Origin of the sequence: Sporosarcina sp. FSL K6-1522 (genome assembly GCF_038622445.1) — a bacterium.
Classification (GTDB): domain Bacteria; phylum Bacillota; class Bacilli; order Bacillales_A; family Planococcaceae; genus Sporosarcina.
In genome coordinates, this window is sequence record NZ_CP152019.1 from 1,727,889 (window position 1) to 1,745,221 (window position 17,333).

The following is a 17,333-nucleotide window of genomic DNA, read 5'->3' on the forward strand; positions in this document are numbered from 1 at the left end:
TGCTACTGCAGTTCAAAGTGGTTACGAGGATGGCATTCGTGCTGTGTTTGATGTTCATAGTAGGTGCTTGTTCAGCTGAAAGTGACGAGCAAGAGAAACCGACAGATAAGGAAACAAGTAGTGAGACAACACGGGTGATATCTACAATAATGGGAGATGTTGAAGTACCTGCGCATCCTGAACGCGTTGTCGTCGATTGGCATCTTGGACAAGTGATGGCTGTGGGGCTTATGCCAGTAGGGGCACCATCGACTTTAACGGATTTTGGGGAATTTTTAAAGCCGCTCGTATCGGCTGAAGTAGAGGATATTGGTAAAGATGGTACGGTTTCATTGGAAAAGATATTGGAACTTGAACCAGATTTGATTATTACGTGGGATCAAGAAGCAGCTGAGAGCTATGCTAAAATCGCCCCTACAGTTGTGTATGACACATCGAATTATGACACCATTCATGAGGAAATTACGGCAATGGGCGATATTTTGAATAGACAAGAGGATGCGAAGAAATGGTTAGCTGAATTCGATGGGCGTGTAGCGGCTGCCAAAGAGAAGATTAAAGGTGTTATTCCAGAAGGGGCAACGGTTACGATTGCCGACTATACTTTCGAGAAAAATGTCATGATCATTGGTGATCAAGGAGAACGTGGCAGTAAAGCGGTTTATAAATTGTTAGGGCTCACGCCACCTGCACGCGTTCAGAGCGATATTATCGATAAAAAAGAAGGACGTCTAGATGTCTCTTGGGAAACAGTCGGTGATTATATTGGCGAATATGTCATTACGATGAAGAATGAAGAAAGTGATGCACTGGATTTGCCAGCTACATGGACGACGTTAGATGCAGTAAAAAATGATCGCGTGTATGCATTTGATATTAAAAAGTATTTTAACTCAGATCCTCTATCAGCCCTGTATCAAGCGGAAGAAATTGCGGATGTATTGGTGAAAGGGAATCAATAATCACTAGAGGAGATAGCGAATGATGAAAAAATCCAAAGTAATTATGCTGGTCGCTATATTAGCCACGCTTGCTTCAGTGCTAATGGCTTGTAACAAGCCTTCATCTACAGAGAAGGAGCCGGAAACCATCGAAACACGGGAGTTTGAGACCGCTAAGGGAGTTGTTGAAATCCCTTCAAAGCCGTTGCGAATTGTCACAGACTTTTACGGTGGGGAGTTACTGTCTGTTGGCGCAAATGTCATAGGTGTCGAACCGACAGCATTTGATAATCCATTTATTAAAGATTTATTAAAAGATGCGGTTGAAATTGGTCAGCCGGTCAATGTTGAAAAAGTGTTGGAGCTGGAACCAGATTTAATTGTTGTGATGTATGATGAAAATTACGAGCAGCTTTCGGAAATTGCACCAACCATTCATATTCCATATGGGACAGCGACAAATATTCAAGAAACGGTCAAAATATTTGAGGATATTACGGGTAATCATGAAGAGGCCGCGCAATTCATCAGCAAATTTGATCAGAAAGCAAAAGAGGGCAGAGAAAAGCTTGCGGGTATTATTGCTGCCGATGCAACGTTTGGACTTTATGAATTAACGGATAAAGGCGATCTATGGATCTTTGGCGATAATGCGGGACGTGGTGGACAGGCGTTGTATAATGCGCTGGAATTGAACATGCCCCATGAAAATAGCACTGCAGAACAAACCCTTCAGCTGTCTATGGAAGTATTACCAGAGTATGCGGCCGACTACATGTTTTTGACGGCCTATGATCCTGAAAAAAGAGGAGAGGCGTTGAACGCCTTAAAGGACTCGCCGATTTGGCAAGGGCTGGATGCCATGAAAAATAATCAAGTATTTTACAATGATTTCGACACGTATTATCGATACGACCCGATTGCAATTTATGAGCAAATTGACTTATTTGTAGACATGCTGATTGACAGAAGTAAAGAAAATCAGACAAAGTAAAAAGGGGTTTTGATGATGAATTCAGAACAGCTATATGATGTAACGATTATTGGCGGTGGCCCTGCAGGACTGTACTCTGCTTTCTATAGTGGTTTAAGGGAAATGAAAACAAAAATTATCGAATATCAACCTTATTTAGGTGGAAAAGTGCATGTTTATCCAGAAAAAATGATTTGGGATGTAGGGGGACTTACACCTGTTACCGGTGAACGACTAATTGAACAAGTCGTTCAGCAAGGCTTAACGTTTGAACCCGAGCTCGTATTAGGTGAAAAAGTGACGTCGATTAACAAAGACGAGGATGGATACTTTGTTATTCAGACATCTACAAACCAAAAGCATTTATCCAAAACGGTTATTTTAGCTGTTGGTGGCGGAATCTTGAACCCAACAAAATTGGAAATTGAAGGTGCTGAGCGCTTTGAAGTGTCCAATTTGCATTATACGGTAAAATCGCTGGCACGTTTTACAGGAAAAACGGTCTTGATTTCTGGTGGTGGCAATGCGGCTGTTGACTGGGCAAATGAATTGGAGCCCATTGCGAAAAAGGTTTACCTAACGTATCGGAAAGACATGTTGAAAGGGCATGAGGCAGAAGTATCACGGCTATTTAATAGTTCTGTTGAGTGTTTATTGAATACGTCTATTCACAAACTCATCGCGGCAAGTGATCATGAAAGCATTGAGCAAGTGGAGTTGCTGAGCAGTGAGGATGGAAAGACGATTCAATTAGCTGTTGATGATGTGATTATTAATCATGGTTACGATCGTGATAAAGAGTTGACGTCAAATAGTGGCTTAAACATTGAAATGGCGGATGAATATGGGATTGCGGGTAGCCCGATGAGTGAAACATCAGTACCTGGGCTCTTTGCAGCAGGGGATATTTTGAGTCATGAAGGCAAGCTTCATTTAATCGCAGGGGCATTTCAAGACGCGGCCAATGCGGTCAATAAAGCGAAGCAATATATCACACCGGATGCTTATGGGCATGGTATGGTGTCCTCGCATAACGATATTTTTAAAGAGAAAAACCGTGAAATAGTGAAGCATTTGTATGCGGTGAAAGGCTAACTTGTTTGGATGATGGCATAGTAGATTATAAAATGAAGACGACTTCATCATTTTTGGATGAGGTCGTTTTTGTCATACAATCAAATGAAACAACCAACTCAACAGATACCCCATGAGGATATACGTCAAAAATGATCTGATAGTTAGAGCACGACCGTTAGGTAGAATAAACTCAGAGATGCTTGTCAGCGCAATTAAACCAATGGAAACGCCCATTAATATCCCCTGTACCTTGTCTAAGAGATTTACGTAATGACCTATCCAAATGAAGACACTAAAGCATATTGAGAGGCTGATAAAAATAAGCAACAAGCTCCATATCTTCTTGCCCTGCGCTAATAGCGCTGTTGTCAGAGCGAAGCCTTCCGGCAGGTGATGGAGAATGGTAGAGGTTGTGATTGCGACGCCAAAAGTCGAATCTCCTAATACATTTCCGATTGTCATGCTAAGTGGGATTGTGTGGAGCAAAAGTGCGATAGTGAGTAAATAAAGCGATGGCGTTTTAGCATTCGTTGGATGGGATAGATTGTGAAGCACTCGAAATAATAGATAGCCAATCAGAACGCCGAGAAGAATACCGAAGGGGGGGTATACTTGTAAGGCATTTGGTAGAATATCGAGGGTAAGCAATCCGATTAAAAAACCACCGCATAACAACGATAATCCGTGCGTCGTTTGTTGAAAAATTTTAGAGAAGAGCCAAGCAAAGGTACCTCCTGCGCTGACACTCATAAATAGAAATCCACCAAGTATCATGGCATTCAACGGTTGTTGCCTCCCAATCTGTAATCATTGTAAAGCTACTATATGCACCATGTGAGCGACTTAGCAAAATGTATCTTTCTTTTTACTCTTGACATACAATAGGGGGGTATAGTAAATTAGAGGTGTTGATAGGGCAAGAAAGATAGCAACATATTTTTTTGAAATCTTTATACCCCCAACCCGTATATGAGGCGATCAACCATCAAATTGAAGAATCCGAGATTGTAAGCACAAAGAAATGAGGATGGACATGGAGAAAATGGTTAAACTAGCTGTCAACGGCGGTATTGCATTCGGCTCAAAATTGAATGCGAAGCAACTCGCGGTCATTGCAGCCTATATGAATGAAGGCGATGAGCTAGAGGTGACAACGTTCCAGCAACTCTATATTGAAGTCGCCGAAAGTAAAGTGGCGGAGATGACGGAGCGGTTTGAGGAAGTTGGCTTAGCTTGTTATCCAGTCGGCAATTTTGTAAAAAGCTTGCGGACGTGCAATTTTTGTAAAGGGTCAGAGCAAGAAGGAATGCCTGTTGCGAAGGAACTCAATGCACGGATTGCAGGACAGCCCGTTCCATTTACATTACGACCTGCTTATACAGGATGTCCGATTGGTTGCGGTGAACCGCTAGTCAATGATATTGGTGTCATGAAGATGAGAAATGGCTATGATCTATACGTTGGTGGTAAAGCAAAGGGTTTTGATGCAGCAACGGGCACTTTATTGCTCACGCAACTAGAGCCTGAACAATTGTATGTGGCTGTAGATAAAATCATTGCGCTGTATGCAGAACAAGGAAAGAAAAGGGAACCTTTCTTCAAATTTATTAATCGTTTTGGGGTTGAGAATCTCAAGAGTGAACTGATTGACCTACTTCATGTAAAATGCTAATATAGGGGTACGGGGTATATATGGACCCGCTCAAGGAGGCGAAATCATGGAGGAAACAACGAAAAAAACAGTTCAACCCAATAAGCAACAATTGCTGAATCGCTTAAAGCGTGTAGAAGGGCAAGTAAGAGGCGTTCATCAAATGGTCGAGAATGATCGTTACTGTGTCGATATTTTGCACCAGATTAGCGCGATTCAATCAGCCATGAATAAGGTTTCGTTAGCGCTGCTAGAAGATCATACGCATCACTGTGTCGTCAATGCTATTAAAGGGCAGAACGGTGAAGCGGCCATTAAAGAATTGATGGATGTTATGAAAACAATGACGAAGTAAAAAAATGTGGAGCGTAGTTCTTTACATACCTATACAGGGTATGTTAAATTAAAAACAATAATCAACCAGGAGGTTTTTAACATGAAAGAAATTTTAAAAGTAGAAGGTATGTCATGCGGGCATTGTGTGAATTCAATCGAAACGAATGTAGGAGAGCTTGCAGGTGTCTCTGCTGTAAAAGTGGATCTTGCTAACAAAGAAGTTGCGGTAGAATACGATAACGCAGCGACATTGGCGCAAATCAAAGAAACGATTGAAGACCAAGGTTACGATCTTGTTTAATTAATTGCATGTCCGCTTACACCACGTGGGGGTATAAAGCGGTGGAGGAGATTATACCTCTTGATAGGTATAGTCCTTCTTTTTGAAAATAATATACCCCCACCAAGTATCGGAGGAGAGATAACATGGCAACAACAGAAAAAACATTACAAATTAATGGCATGACGTGTTCAGCTTGTGCCAATCGTATTGAAAAAGGGCTTTCAAAAATTGAAGGTGTTGAGAAAGCAAACGTTAACTATGCATTGGAACGTTCAACGATTACCTATGACCCAGCCCAAACAAATGTGAAAGAGTTTACAGAAAGAATTGAAAAACTTGGGTATAGCGTTATTCAAGATAAAGTCGATTTCGATATTTCGGGTATGACATGTGCGGCATGTGCGACGAAAATCGAAAAGCGTATCAATAAAATGGAAGGTGTTTCGAGTGCCAGCGTTAACTTTGCACTGGAAACAATTGCTGTTGAATATGACAGTAAACAAGTCGCAACGACGGATATGATGACGGCTGTTAAGAAAATGGGCTATGAATTATTGCCGAAGCAAGATAATAAAGACAAGATGGATCATAAAGAACAGGAAATTAAAAAGCAACAGAACAAGTTTATCTTTTCATTAATTTTAACGATTCCATTGCTATGGACGATGGTGGCACATTTTGAGTTTTTATCCTTCATTTATATGCCTGCGATTTTAATGAATCCATGGGTACAGTTAGCATTCGCAACACCAGTTCAATTCTACATCGGTGCGCAGTTCTACAAAGGTGCCTTTAATTCACTACGCAATAAAAGTGCCAACATGGACGTTTTAGTTGCACTCGGTACGAGCGCTGCTTATTTCTACAGTTTGTACTTGTCGATTGAATGGATGAATACAGGGAAAGTCGGCAGTCCCGAATTATATTTTGAAGCATCCGCAGTTATTATCACATTGATTGTCCTTGGGAAATTATTTGAAATTCGTGCCAAAGGAAAAACGAGTCAAGCGATTCAAAAGTTGCTCGGCCTACAAGCGAAAACAGCAAGAGTATTACGAGATGGCGCTGAAATCGAATTACCAATTGAACAAGTCGTTACTGGAGATATCATCCTTGTGAAGCCGGGTGAAAAGATTCCGGTAGATGGTGAAATTATCGAAGGACGTTCGGCTATTGATGAATCGATGATTACAGGTGAAAGCCTTCCAGTCGATAAAGTGGCGGGTGACGTTGTCATTGGTGCAACCATTAATAAGAATGGATCACTGCAAATCAAAGCAACAAAAGTCGGGAAAGATACAGCGTTGGCACAAATTGTCAAAGTAGTTGAAGAAGCACAAGGTTCGAAAGCTGAAATCCAACGATTAGCAGACAGAATTTCAGGTGTCTTTGTACCAGTTGTTGTCGTGATCGCAGTGGCAACATTCTTCATCTGGTATTTTGCAGTGACTCCAGGCGATTTCCGTTCGGCTTTGATTCCAACGATTTCGATTTTGGTGATTGCTTGTCCATGTGCGCTAGGTTTGGCAACGCCAACGTCGATTATGGCAGGTTCAGGTAGAGCGGCTGAAATGGGACTGTTGTTTAAAGGCGGCGAACACTTGGAAAACACACGCTCAATTGACACTGTCGTGTTAGATAAAACAGGAACAGTAACAAAAGGGGAGCCTGCTTTAACAGATGTCACAGTGACGGAAGGCTTTGTAGAAGATGAAGTACTGCAATTAGTCGCAACAGCTGAAAATCAATCTGAGCATCCACTCGCACAAGCGATTGTTTTGGGAGCGAAAGAAAAAGGCTTGTCATTGCTTGAGGTGACGAACTTTGAAGCCATACCTGGCTATGGTATTCAGGCTGAAGTCAACGGTAAAGAAGTATTAGTCGGTACAAGACGATTAATGAATGAGCGTAAGATTGCATTGTTAGACTCGAATGCTACGATGGAGAAAATGGAAAGTGAAGGAAAAACGGCGATGTTAATTGCTGTCGATCAAAAGCTTGCAGGTGTCGTAGCAGTAGCGGATACAGTGAAAGAAACATCGAAAGAAGCAATTGCGAGAATGCAGGCATTGGGTCTGGAAGTCATTATGCTGACAGGAGATAACCAACGAACTGCCGAAGCGATTGCGCGCCAAGTCGGCTTAACAAATGTCATTGCAGAAGTGTTACCAGAACAAAAAAGTGATGAAATTAAAAAGTTACAAGACCAAGGCAAGAAAGTGGCCATGGTCGGTGATGGTATCAATGACGCACCAGCACTTGCCATGGCTGATATCGGAATGGCAGTCGGAACTGGGACAGATATTGCGATTGAGGCGGCAGATATTACGCTAATGCGCGGCGATTTAAACAGCGTGGCAGATGCGATTATTATGAGCCGTAAAACGATGCGTAATATTAAACAAAACCTATTCTTCGCATTTTTCTACAACACAGTTGGCATCCCAATCGCAGCGATTGGCTTGTTGGCTCCGTGGGTTGCCGGTGCGGCGATGGCGTTTAGTTCGGTATCCGTTGTTTTGAATGCATTGCGTTTACAGCGAGTAAAATTATAAAAAAGAGAAGGCCATGCGGGAGAGATTCTGCATGGCTTTCGATTTATGTAGGAAGGATGATTTATGATGAAGAACATGCACCTTGAATTATATACAAGGCCGACTTGCTCGGATTGCCAAGATGCAAAAGCGTATCTTGCCAAACATAATATTTTGTATATCGATCATGATTTATCGAAAGAGCCAGAGAAAGAACGAACGCTCATCAAATTATCAGGTGCAAGAATGGTGCCGACATTCGTATTTAAGGATAAATCACTGTGCGGATGGATGAGCAAACCGAAAGTGCTAATTGGTTTTGAGATGAATTATGAGGAAATTGTGGAGATGCTCAACAACTGAAATGGTTTGCGGAATGGCTTATTCAGTCGTGCATAGTTTTTTGATATTTTCTTGTTACACTACAAAAGAAGTCAACAAGAAAAGAGGAGAAGTATGCGATGACATTCAGACTAAAGTTTGTGACATTGGTGCTCGGTACATTGATCATTGGTGGTTGCGGCGTAGACAAAGCGCAATTCCATGAAGAAGAGGTCGATCATGCAGCGATGGATCACGACATGATGGAAAATGAACATATGAGCCATGACGAAGTTCAGGCTTTGAACAATTCAACAGGAGAAAATGCATTAATCATACCGATGATGTTGAAAGCGAATCAAGAGGAAAACGTCACATATACAGTCCGAGCACAGCAAGGGTCGACGGAAATATTTGACGGCATACAAACAAATACGTATGGCTATAACGGGTCGATGTTAGGTCCGATGCTTCGCTTGGAAAAAGGCGAAACCGTAAAAATTAAAACGATCAATGAGTTGGAAGAGGATACGACCTTTCATTGGCATGGGTTAGAAGTAGCGGGGGAAGCAGATGGTGGCCCACATAGTGTCCTAGCGCCTGGAGAAGAAAAAATCCTTGAATTTGAAGTGACACAGGAAGCAGCGACACTTTGGTTCCACCCACATCCAATCGGTAAAACGGCTGAACAAGTATACTACGGATTGGCGGGTTTGATTTACATTGAGGATGATAACTCGAAAAATCTTGGATTGCCGAGTGACTATGGCAAGAACGATTTTCCGTTGATTTTTCAAGACCGAACATTTGACGATAAGAAGCAACTGAATTATCAGGCTGTGATGAATTCAGATGGCACAATCGGAGATACGTTATTGATCAACGGGACGGTGAATCCGAAATTGGCTGTCAAGCAAGAGAAAGTGCGTCTGCGCTTGTTAAATGGCTCCAACGCGCGGAATTACACCTTTAAATTGAATAGTGGAGACTCGTTTGTTCAAGTTGCAACAGATGGCGGATTTTTGAATAAGCCGGTGATGTTGAATGAAGTGACGTTAACCCCTTCCGAACGTGCGGAAATCATCGTTGATTTTTCACAAATCAATGCAAAGGATTTGGCGCTTACTAATGAAGAAGGGGCCATTCTTTTACCGTTTGAAGTGCTAGACGGAGAGGGTACGACTGATGAAGCGCAAGAAAAGATGAATGATTTTGCAGTGACAGCAGAAGAAAAAGCGTTGCCTGTTACAAAGAAAATCGAGTTATTTGGCATGATGGAGCATGTCACGATAAACGGTAAGAAATTTGACCCGAATCGCATTGATTTCACGCAGCAACAAGGCATGACAGAAGTATGGGAGATTTACAATAAACCGGATATGATGGGCGGCATGATTCATCCATTCCATATCCATGGGACGCAATTTAAAATCCTGTCTAGAAATGGACAAGAACCACCGGAAAATGAGCAAGGTTGGAAAGATAGTTTCGCAATAGCACCGGACGAGACTGTAAAAATAGCCGTGCAGTTTAAACATAAAGGTGTCTACATGTTCCATTGCCATATTCTTGAACATGAAGAAAATGGGATGATGGGACAAGTGCAGGTAGAATAAAGTGAAACTTCAATCAGTAGGGGGGCCTCATCCCCCACTGATTGGGGGAATACAAGCTAAAGGCGTCACGTCCTGTGACAACGCTTGTATGACCAACGTCATGTTGGCCCGAACCAATCGGGCTTTTACGGGCAGTTGATCTCCCACCTATCCTTTTCGTTTCCCTTAAGTCTTGAGGTGGGAGTCTTACTGCCCGTTAATGCGGGATAAAAGGACGAAAGGTGAGTCACTAACGAGTTATAAGTGCTCACCTTTTTGTCACATCGGAAAAGAGGTGAGCAGTAGATGAACAAAATATCCATCAAGTTGGCCACTTACTTTTTTATCGCTGTATTGATTATGGAAGTGTCTTTGATTTTATATTTGCATAAAAACATTATTGAGGCTAGAACGGATGAGGAATATGCTCGGTTGCTCGCGAGCGGGGCCAACCATCGGGATGTGTTAGAGGATAATTATTCAGCGACGACGATTGAACATATTGCCTGGATGGAGGCGAATAGTGATCGGGAAGTGGTCATTATCGATCATGCAGGTAATTTAGCCGGTAGCTCCGATGACGACAATCCGATACTTGCACAAACGCTAGCACTTGTGAGCAAGCTGGGTACAGATACGGAAGGCATTGTCATTGATGATTGGAAGAAGACGCCGTACATTGTGAGTGTGCATCCTTATCAAATCGCATCAGGTCCATCGGGGTATGTGGTGATGTTTCAAAGCACTCGGTCGATTGAACAGCTGGTAGATAAGCTAAACCTACACTTTGGTCTGGCGGGCGTAACGAGCTTTGTTGTGCTATTCATCATTTATGCGATTCTCTCTAAATTGTTAACACGTCCGTTAATTCGCATGAAGGAAGCGACGGAGAAGCTCAGTAACGGTGATTTCAATGTCAGTCTTCCAGCTGTAGGGAACGATGAGCTTGGGGAGCTATCCAGCTCGATTCAAAAGCTTGCGACAGATTTGGAAAGGCTAAAAACCGAGCGCAATGAATTTCTCGCATCCATCGCCCATGAATTAAGTACCCCGCTAACGTATTTAATGGGGTATTCAAAAATTGCGATGCGACAGGAGTTAAGGGAGTCAGAGCGTCAGCATTACTTGGAAATTATTGCGGAAGAATCTAATCGTATGAAAGAGCTTGTGAAAAATTTATTGGATTTAGCCAAAATGGATGAAACAACGTTTACGGTAACAAAAGAACGTTTTGAAGCACGTCCATTTCTGGAAGATCTCCAACGGTTGGTGGAGCCTTCTTTTAAGCTAAAGCATATCCAGCTGGTGGTTCGATGTGACGAGGATTTCCAAATCCAAGCCGACCCGCTTCGTTTAGAGCAAATTGTGCTGAATTTATTGGATAATGCTTTGAAGTATTCAGGGGAACAGACAACGGTTACGATGGAGGCTTTTTTTGAAAAGGGGAAAACGGTGATTCGTGTGATCGATTTTGGCATGGGCATTCCAGCAGAGGAGCAGGCGTTTATTTTTGAGAAATTGTATCGTGTTGAAAAATCGCGCTCTCGGACATTTGGCGGATCAGGTATTGGTTTGGCGGTGGTGAAGGAACTTGTTGAGGCGCATGGTGGGCGTATTGAAGTGGAAAGTAGTGTAGGAAAAGGGAGTACGTTTACGGTCATATTGTAAGAAGGAGGTAAGCGTATGCGGACGATTTTACTAGTGGATGATGAACAGCGAATGCTGGATCTAATTGAATTGTTTTTAATGCCACAAGACTTCAGGTGTTTGAAGGAGACGAGTGGAGAGCGGGCATTGGCGACACTTGAACGAGAAAAGGTCAGCCTTGTATTATTAGATGTCATGATGCCAGAAATGGACGGCTGGGAAGTTTGTCAACGAATACGCGCATTTTCGGATGTCCCGATTATTATGTTGACGGCGAGATCAGATAAGCTCGATGTTGTGAAGGGGCTTGGTACAGGCGCGGATGATTACATGACAAAACCTTTTGACGAACGAGAATTAACAGCGAGAGTCCAAGCGTTGTTACGGCGTTTTCCTGACGATGCGTTAGCGGGTGACAAGATTGTTTATGGTGATTTCAAGCTAGATAAAGAAACGTACTCCATACAATACAACGCTGTTACAGCACAACTGACCTTAAAAGAGTTTTATATTATCGAGGCGTTAATCGCACGGCCAAAAAAGACATTTACACGCGAAGAGTTATTGCATGCTGCATGGGAATTTGACACATATACGGATATTCGCACAGTGGATTCGCATATTCGTAATTTACGAGAAAAGTTGAAAAATAAAGGATTTCCGATTGATGCGTTCCTCAAAACCGTGTGGGGCATTGGCTATAAGTGGAGTTAAGTAAGCAGTATAACAAACTAGGTGGTGCTTGAAAGATGTATGGATGGCTATCAAAACTAAGTGCAACAATTAGTGAACCGCTCACGGGGCTGATGCATGCTTTTGCAGGTGAGCCACTGATCTTTGCGTTGCTGTTAGGTTTCATCGGGGCGGTTGCGCCTTGTCAGTTAACGGGGAATATGAGTGCGATAACGTTTTATGGTAATCGAACGGTTCAAATGAAAAATAATTGGTCGGAAATCGCTTTTTTTATCGCTGGAAAAGTAGTGGTTTTTAGCTTGCTTGGTTTGCTCGCTTGGCTATTTGGCCGATCGTTTGAGACGAAAATGACGGAGTATTTTTCGCTATTTCGTAAAGGGATTGGACCGTTGATTATGATGACGGGGGTTGTCCTGTTAGGTATTCTCAAGTTGGAGTTTTTACATCGACTAACAGCGCGTATTCCGATGCGGATGCGCGGAGGAAAGGTTGGCTCTTTTCTGTTGGGTGCTAGTTTTTCCTTAGCGTTTTGTCCAACGATGTTTGTGATTTTCTTTTTGTGGCTAATGCCCGTCGTGGCGACGACTTCTTATGGTTTGGTTTTACCGGCAGTGTTCGGCATTGCAACGTCAGTTCCGCTCCTGTTATTATGGGCGCTTATCTGGTTGTTTGATGAAAAGCGTTTGATTATGAAGCGAAGCAGAAAAGTTGGGAGTGCGATTCAACGTTTTGCGGGTATCCTTTTGGTCATCATTGGCTTATTCGATACGCTTACTTTTTGGGGAGTTTGAACAGTGTCCTATTCGCTGAAATTGATGCGGTAGGGCATTTTTTATCTTCATTCAACAAATCTTTTTGTACTGAAAGCGAAGCGTCTGCTACAGAAAACTCCCACTTCGATAGGTAGCGAGATGAATGTGGTTTTGTTTTTCTGTTCAGTGGGTGTTCAAACGCCGGCTGAATGATAGAGGTACGCAGGCTAAGGTCGCCACGTCCAAAGAAAGGTGCCTTAACTTCTGCAAAAAGCGCAGAAACATGGCAAATCGAACCCTTCGCAGTTCGATTGGCAACGCCTGCATGGCCTACATTCTGTAGGCCCCGAGCTCGAAAAAAATCTGGACGCAATTACGCCGAGGCGTAATTGATAGGAGTGCATAACTCCCAACTTATTTTAAAATGTTGCGTTAGGGAAACTCGTAGCATACAATGACAATATAATGAAAAATCAAAAGATACAACTCATAGAGAGAGGAAGAATAGGATGCTTGAATTTTTTATGGGGCTAGATCCCGTTTACCAAGCTTTGCTCGCGACTTTATTCACCTGGGGAATGACTGCGATTGGTGCGGCATTGGTCTTTACGACGAAGACGGTGAATCAAAAGCTGATGGACGGTATGCTGGGCTTCGCAGGGGGTGTGATGATTGCGGCTAGTTTTTGGTCGTTGCTGGCACCGGCGATTGAGATGGCGGAAAGTGGACCATTTCCATCCTGGTTCCCCGCTGCGTCAGGTTTTTTGTTAGGTGGGTTCTTCTTGTGGCTAGCTGATAAGATCATTCCGCATTTGCATCCAACTTCGTCAATGAAGGAAGCTGAGGGCATACATCCTGAAAAGAAGCGCCGCAGCACACTACTTGTGCTTGCCATTACACTGCACAACATTCCTGAAGGGTTAGCTGTAGGTGTTGCATTTGGTGCTGTGGCTGCTGGTTTTCCATCGGCGTCACTAGCTGCTGCGATTGCGTTAGCGGTCGGAATTGGAATTCAAAATTTACCCGAAGGTACGGCTGTTTCCATGCCTTTGCGGAGAGATGGGATGTCCCGTAAAAAGGCGTTTCTGTATGGTCAATCTTCAGGAGCAGTAGAGCCAATCGCTGCCGTTATTGGGGTTTTGGCCGTTACGCTCATGGCACCGATTTTACCATTTGCCTTAAGTTTTGCGGCGGGCGCAATGATTTTTGTTGTTGTCGAAGAAGTGATCCCAGGTTCGCAGGAAAATGGTAATAAGGATTTAGCTTCGATGTGTTTAATGCTTGGATTTGCGGTCATGATGATTTTGGACGTAGCATTTGGATAAAAGCACGTCTGTTGATTAGCCAAAAAACAAATAAAACCGTGCACTAGGCATTTTGTATACAATGGCTTTTAGATTGTATTGGATTGAACAAATTCTATATCATTATCGAGGTGTTTTTATGTGTAGGGATGTGACGGAGTCACATCCCTACACATTTTTTTCGATAATCGTATGATGATTGTTCATCCGTTGCGCTCCAAAATTCCAGGTATACAAAGTGCAAATACTTTTTAGGAAGAAAGAATTGCTGACTTTTTACTTAGAGTAGCGGCCAAAGATACAGTTTTGGCCGCAGAAGTCTTTGTAATGGTTTTTTCTGTTGTAATCGTTTGGGCGTTTTCACTTTCTACTTGGCTTGTCATATTAAGAAGCCTAAGCCTTGCTACAAGTAAAGAAGGAATGCATTGTACAACGTGCAAGAGTGCCCGAAATTGTATCTTCGGGCACTTACACTCTCTATAGAAGATTATCTATTCTTTTCTTTCCGAGCAACCGCATTTTTCACTGAACGATTGGAGAGACGCGACAGGTACTGATTTGCAATAGCATTATGAAAATGAGTATTTCTAGACATACTCGCCATTTAAACAGAAGGAATTGATTCCTCCCCTAAAGCTATCGCGAATCACGTGCTAAAAGTGGAGCAGAAATCGTTCAGGGAAAATGAAGATGTAAAGCATTTCTCAGTAATGTTAAGTAATAGCTAATCAATAGGTGTGCGATAAAAAATCACTTAAGAGGCGACTTCATCTTCGGATGGGGTCGTTTTTTTGAGCCGATAAATCAATTACGCTTCGGCGTAATTGTGTCCAGATTTTTTTTCGAGCTCGCTCGAAAAGCTCCCCTAAAAATCTGTGACATCCGCCGGAGGCTTATCTTCGTTCAGCGGGTGTTCGAACACCCACTGAACAGTAAAACAAAACCGCATTCATCTCGCCACCTATTGAGGTGGGCATTTTTCGCTGAATGAAGATAATTGGCATAATTTGAATGCTAGCTGCTTATACTGTGTAACAAGTGATTAATAGAGTCCAAGATTATGGGCAACGAAAGAGTTTGATTGTTATTAATATGATGAAACCAACGAAGAATATGGAGGGGCCGCAAGTGGAAAAGTTGCATCGTCGTTTAGATGTAAGAACGCCCATTATGTATCGCTATCATTATGGAAAGAGGATTTTTGATATTGTGAGTAGTTTACTGCTTCTTATTTGTTTACTGCCTTTGCTCATCTTATTGTCGATTGCGATTATCTTGTTTTCAGGTAGACCAGTCTTTTTCGCCCAATCAAGAACGGGTATTGATAATAAACCCTTTACGATTTTTAAGTTTCGTACGATGAAAGCCACGAAACAAGCGGACAGCAGGCATCAGTATGAATGGCAAGAAGGTGTTCCCGACAATTTTCTTTTTAAAACAGCAGATGATGTAGCCGTCACGGCAATTGGAAAGATATTACGGAAATATAGTTTGGACGAGTTGCCGCAACTTCTGAATGTCTTGATAGGAAATATGAGCATTGTTGGACCGCGGCCAGAAATACCGGAAATTACAAATCTATATAGCAACCAACAGGCAAAGCGTTTACTTGTTAAACCAGGGATTACAGGGTATGCACAAGTGAATGGACGATCTGAAATCAATCATGGCAAGAAAATAGCATACGATCTTTACTATGTTAATAATAGGAGCCTGTTGCTAGATTTCAAGATTATTAGAGCGACAATCGTAACGGTCATAAAGGGAAAAGGGGCTTATTGAGAATGAATATGAAAAGGGCAAGAAATTCTACAATAAACTAGAGAAGGTGGGGAAACCATGGGTTATATTCGACTCGATTACTCGAAAGTTACTCCATCTTTTGGAACGGACGATTTACATTACTATCAAGAGCGTATTGATGTTTTTCATAAAGCAATACGCCATAGCTTTGAGTCAGAGCATAATTCGTTAGGCTGGGTGGATTTACCAGTCCAGTTTGACAAAGAAGAATTGAAACACATTAAACGCGCTGCTTCGAAAGTGAAGAAGACGAGTGATGTTTTACTGGTCATTGGAATTGGTGGCTCTTATTTAGGATCTCGTGCGGCAATTGAGATGCTGACCCATAGTTTTTATAATCTCCTCCCTAAAGAAAAGCGCACTACCCCCCAACTATTCTTTGTCGGTCATAATTTGAGTTCAGTTTACATATCGGATCTCATGGAGTTGCTAGAGGGAAAAGATTTCTCAATCAATGTCATATCGAAGTCAGGTACAACGATGGAGCCGGCAATCGCATTTCGGATATTCCGGCAATTACTTGTCGATAGATATGGAGAGATGGGGGCGAAATCACGTATTTATGTAACAACAGACGGAGTGAAAGGGTCATTAAAAACAGTAGCTACACTAGAAGGGTATGAAACGTTTGCCATTCCCGAAAATATTGGCGGTCGCTATTCTGTGCTCACAGCAGTCGGACTTTTTCCAATTGCGGTAAGTGGTATTTGTATAGATGAATTGCTAAGGGGGGCTCGTGCGGCAAGGGGGGAGTTAGATCAGCGGGATGTAACTAAAAATGCGGCCTACCAATATGCTGCAATTCGCAACAGCCTGTATAAACAGGGGAAAACCATTGAGCTATTAGTGAGCTATGAGCCCAACTTTCACTATTTCGCAGAATGGTGGAAACAATTATATGCAGAAAGCGAAGGGAAAAATAACAAAGGGATATTTCCTACTTCGGCCATTTTTTCTACAGACCTCCATTCATTAGGACAATATATTCAAGAAGGCAGACAAGATTTATTTGAAACCATTATTCAAGTTCAAACGCCTCAAAAAGAATTGGTTATTGAAACAGAAACCTCCGATTTCGATGAATTGAATTATTTGGGTGGCAGGACGGTTGAGTTTGTTAAAAATAAGGCTTTTGAAGGTGCTCTGCTTGCTCATACAGAAGGAGGGACCCCTAATCTCATCATTCAGATTCCAGAAATCAATCCGTTTACATTCGGCTATTTAGTCTACTTTTTCCAACTGTCCTGTGCTATGAGTGGGTACTTACTAGGGGTGAATCCATTCAATCAACCCGGTGTAGAGGCCTATAAAAAGAATATGTTTCACCTATTGGATAGGCCTGGGTACGAGAAGAAACAAGTCGAAGTTGTACAGGTTACAAGTGTCTAGTTGAAGGCTTGATGCCTAAGTCGCCATAGGTCAT

Annotated in this window: 16 protein-coding genes; 15 read left to right on the forward strand and 1 reads right to left on the reverse strand. The window is 42.4% G+C overall.

The features are described from left to right. Positions 1-29: 29 nt before the first annotated feature. Genes MKY34_RS08385 through MKY34_RS08395 form a run of 3 tightly spaced genes read left to right on the forward strand, consistent with a single transcriptional unit; the run spans position 30 to position 3,009 of the window. On the forward strand, positions 30-962 hold the full coding sequence (locus MKY34_RS08385) for an ABC transporter substrate-binding protein (protein ID WP_342514731.1): 933 nt from the start codon (positions 30-32) through the stop codon (positions 960-962). 22 nt (positions 963-984) lie between these two features. Continuing rightward, positions 985-1,935, forward strand: coding sequence for an ABC transporter substrate-binding protein (locus tag MKY34_RS08390; RefSeq protein ID WP_342514732.1), 951 nt, complete (start codon positions 985-987; stop codon positions 1,933-1,935). Positions 1,936-1,950: 15 nt separating this feature from the next. Beyond that, positions 1,951-3,009: an NAD(P)/FAD-dependent oxidoreductase gene (locus MKY34_RS08395; protein ID WP_342514733.1), complete on the forward strand. Its 1,059-nt coding sequence runs from the start codon at positions 1,951-1,953 to the stop codon at positions 3,007-3,009. Positions 3,010-3,081: 72 nt separating this feature from the next. Here the strand turns inward: MKY34_RS08395 and MKY34_RS08400 are convergent, their stop codons facing one another. Next, a complete protein-coding gene (locus tag MKY34_RS08400; RefSeq protein ID WP_342515217.1) occupies positions 3,082-3,765 on the reverse strand; it encodes a zinc transporter family protein in 684 nt (227 codons plus the stop codon). A gap of 253 nt (positions 3,766-4,018) precedes the next feature. On the opposite strand from MKY34_RS08400, the gene MKY34_RS08405 reads away from it, so the two are divergent. From MKY34_RS08405 to MKY34_RS08460, 12 genes are all read left to right on the forward strand, one after another. Next, positions 4,019-4,663 carry a nitrite reductase gene (locus MKY34_RS08405; RefSeq protein WP_342514734.1) on the forward strand — a complete coding sequence of 215 codons (645 nt, stop codon included), beginning with the start codon at positions 4,019-4,021 and terminating at the stop codon, positions 4,661-4,663. A gap of 46 nt (positions 4,664-4,709) precedes the next feature. Continuing rightward, a complete protein-coding gene (locus MKY34_RS08410) occupies positions 4,710-4,997 on the forward strand; it encodes a metal-sensitive transcriptional regulator (RefSeq protein WP_342514735.1) in 288 nt (95 codons plus the stop codon). An 81-nt stretch (positions 4,998-5,078) separates the two neighbouring features. Continuing rightward, entirely contained in the window at positions 5,079-5,279 is a 201-nt protein-coding gene (gene copZ / locus MKY34_RS08415; RefSeq protein ID WP_342514736.1) for a copper chaperone CopZ, read from the forward strand. 125 nt (positions 5,280-5,404) lie between these two features. After that, complete coding sequence (locus MKY34_RS08420; RefSeq protein ID WP_342514737.1) at positions 5,405-7,816, forward strand: heavy metal translocating P-type ATPase; 2,412 nt, start codon at positions 5,405-5,407, stop codon at positions 7,814-7,816. Positions 7,817-7,879: 63 nt separating this feature from the next. After that, the gene (locus MKY34_RS08425) at positions 7,880-8,158 is read left to right on the forward strand and encodes a glutaredoxin family protein (RefSeq protein WP_342514738.1); all 279 of its coding nucleotides are present in this window, start codon (positions 7,880-7,882) and stop codon (positions 8,156-8,158) included. 98 nt (positions 8,159-8,256) lie between these two features. Then, positions 8,257-9,732, forward strand: coding sequence for a multicopper oxidase domain-containing protein (locus MKY34_RS08430; protein WP_342514739.1), 1,476 nt, complete (start codon positions 8,257-8,259; stop codon positions 9,730-9,732). Positions 9,733-10,017: 285 nt separating this feature from the next. After that, positions 10,018-11,379, forward strand: coding sequence for a HAMP domain-containing sensor histidine kinase (locus MKY34_RS08435; protein WP_342514740.1), 1,362 nt, complete (start codon positions 10,018-10,020; stop codon positions 11,377-11,379). A 15-nt stretch (positions 11,380-11,394) separates the two neighbouring features. Beyond that, a complete protein-coding gene (locus tag MKY34_RS08440; protein WP_342514741.1) occupies positions 11,395-12,072 on the forward strand; it encodes a response regulator transcription factor in 678 nt (225 codons plus the stop codon). A 35-nt stretch (positions 12,073-12,107) separates the two neighbouring features. Beyond that, positions 12,108-12,842, forward strand: coding sequence for a sulfite exporter TauE/SafE family protein (locus tag MKY34_RS08445; RefSeq protein ID WP_342514742.1), 735 nt, complete (start codon positions 12,108-12,110; stop codon positions 12,840-12,842). A 470-nt stretch (positions 12,843-13,312) separates the two neighbouring features. Continuing rightward, the gene (locus MKY34_RS08450) at positions 13,313-14,128 is read left to right on the forward strand and encodes a ZIP family metal transporter (RefSeq protein WP_342514743.1); all 816 of its coding nucleotides are present in this window, start codon (positions 13,313-13,315) and stop codon (positions 14,126-14,128) included. 1,107 nt (positions 14,129-15,235) lie between these two features. Beyond that, entirely contained in the window at positions 15,236-15,889 is a 654-nt protein-coding gene (locus MKY34_RS08455; protein WP_342514744.1) for a sugar transferase, read from the forward strand. A 57-nt stretch (positions 15,890-15,946) separates the two neighbouring features. Then, the gene (locus tag MKY34_RS08460; protein WP_342514745.1) at positions 15,947-17,299 is read left to right on the forward strand and encodes a glucose-6-phosphate isomerase; all 1,353 of its coding nucleotides are present in this window, start codon (positions 15,947-15,949) and stop codon (positions 17,297-17,299) included. Positions 17,300-17,333: the final 34 nt, after the last annotated feature.

Coding starts and splice junctions, on each gene's coding strand:
- MKY34_RS08460 (WP_342514745.1), top strand. CDS start 15,947: ATGGGTTATATTCGACTCGATTACTCGAAAGTTACTCCATCTTTTGGA.
- MKY34_RS08390 (WP_342514732.1), top strand. CDS start 985: ATGAAAAAATCCAAAGTAATTATGCTGGTCGCTATATTAGCCACGCTT.
- MKY34_RS08420 (WP_342514737.1), top strand. CDS start 5,405: ATGGCAACAACAGAAAAAACATTACAAATTAATGGCATGACGTGTTCA.
- MKY34_RS08440 (WP_342514741.1), top strand. CDS start 11,395: ATGCGGACGATTTTACTAGTGGATGATGAACAGCGAATGCTGGATCTA.
- MKY34_RS08445 (WP_342514742.1), top strand. CDS start 12,108: ATGTATGGATGGCTATCAAAACTAAGTGCAACAATTAGTGAACCGCTC.
- MKY34_RS08405 (WP_342514734.1), top strand. CDS start 4,019: ATGGACATGGAGAAAATGGTTAAACTAGCTGTCAACGGCGGTATTGCA.
- MKY34_RS08385 (WP_342514731.1), top strand. CDS start 30: ATGGCATTCGTGCTGTGTTTGATGTTCATAGTAGGTGCTTGTTCAGCT.
- MKY34_RS08425 (WP_342514738.1), top strand. CDS start 7,880: ATGATGAAGAACATGCACCTTGAATTATATACAAGGCCGACTTGCTCG.
- MKY34_RS08400 (WP_342515217.1), bottom strand. CDS start 3,765: ATGATACTTGGTGGATTTCTATTTATGAGTGTCAGCGCAGGAGGTACC.
- MKY34_RS08395 (WP_342514733.1), top strand. CDS start 1,951: ATGAATTCAGAACAGCTATATGATGTAACGATTATTGGCGGTGGCCCT.
- MKY34_RS08435 (WP_342514740.1), top strand. CDS start 10,018: ATGAACAAAATATCCATCAAGTTGGCCACTTACTTTTTTATCGCTGTA.
- MKY34_RS08430 (WP_342514739.1), top strand. CDS start 8,257: ATGACATTCAGACTAAAGTTTGTGACATTGGTGCTCGGTACATTGATC.
- MKY34_RS08450 (WP_342514743.1), top strand. CDS start 13,313: ATGCTTGAATTTTTTATGGGGCTAGATCCCGTTTACCAAGCTTTGCTC.
- MKY34_RS08410 (WP_342514735.1), top strand. CDS start 4,710: ATGGAGGAAACAACGAAAAAAACAGTTCAACCCAATAAGCAACAATTG.
- copZ (WP_342514736.1), top strand. CDS start 5,079: ATGAAAGAAATTTTAAAAGTAGAAGGTATGTCATGCGGGCATTGTGTG.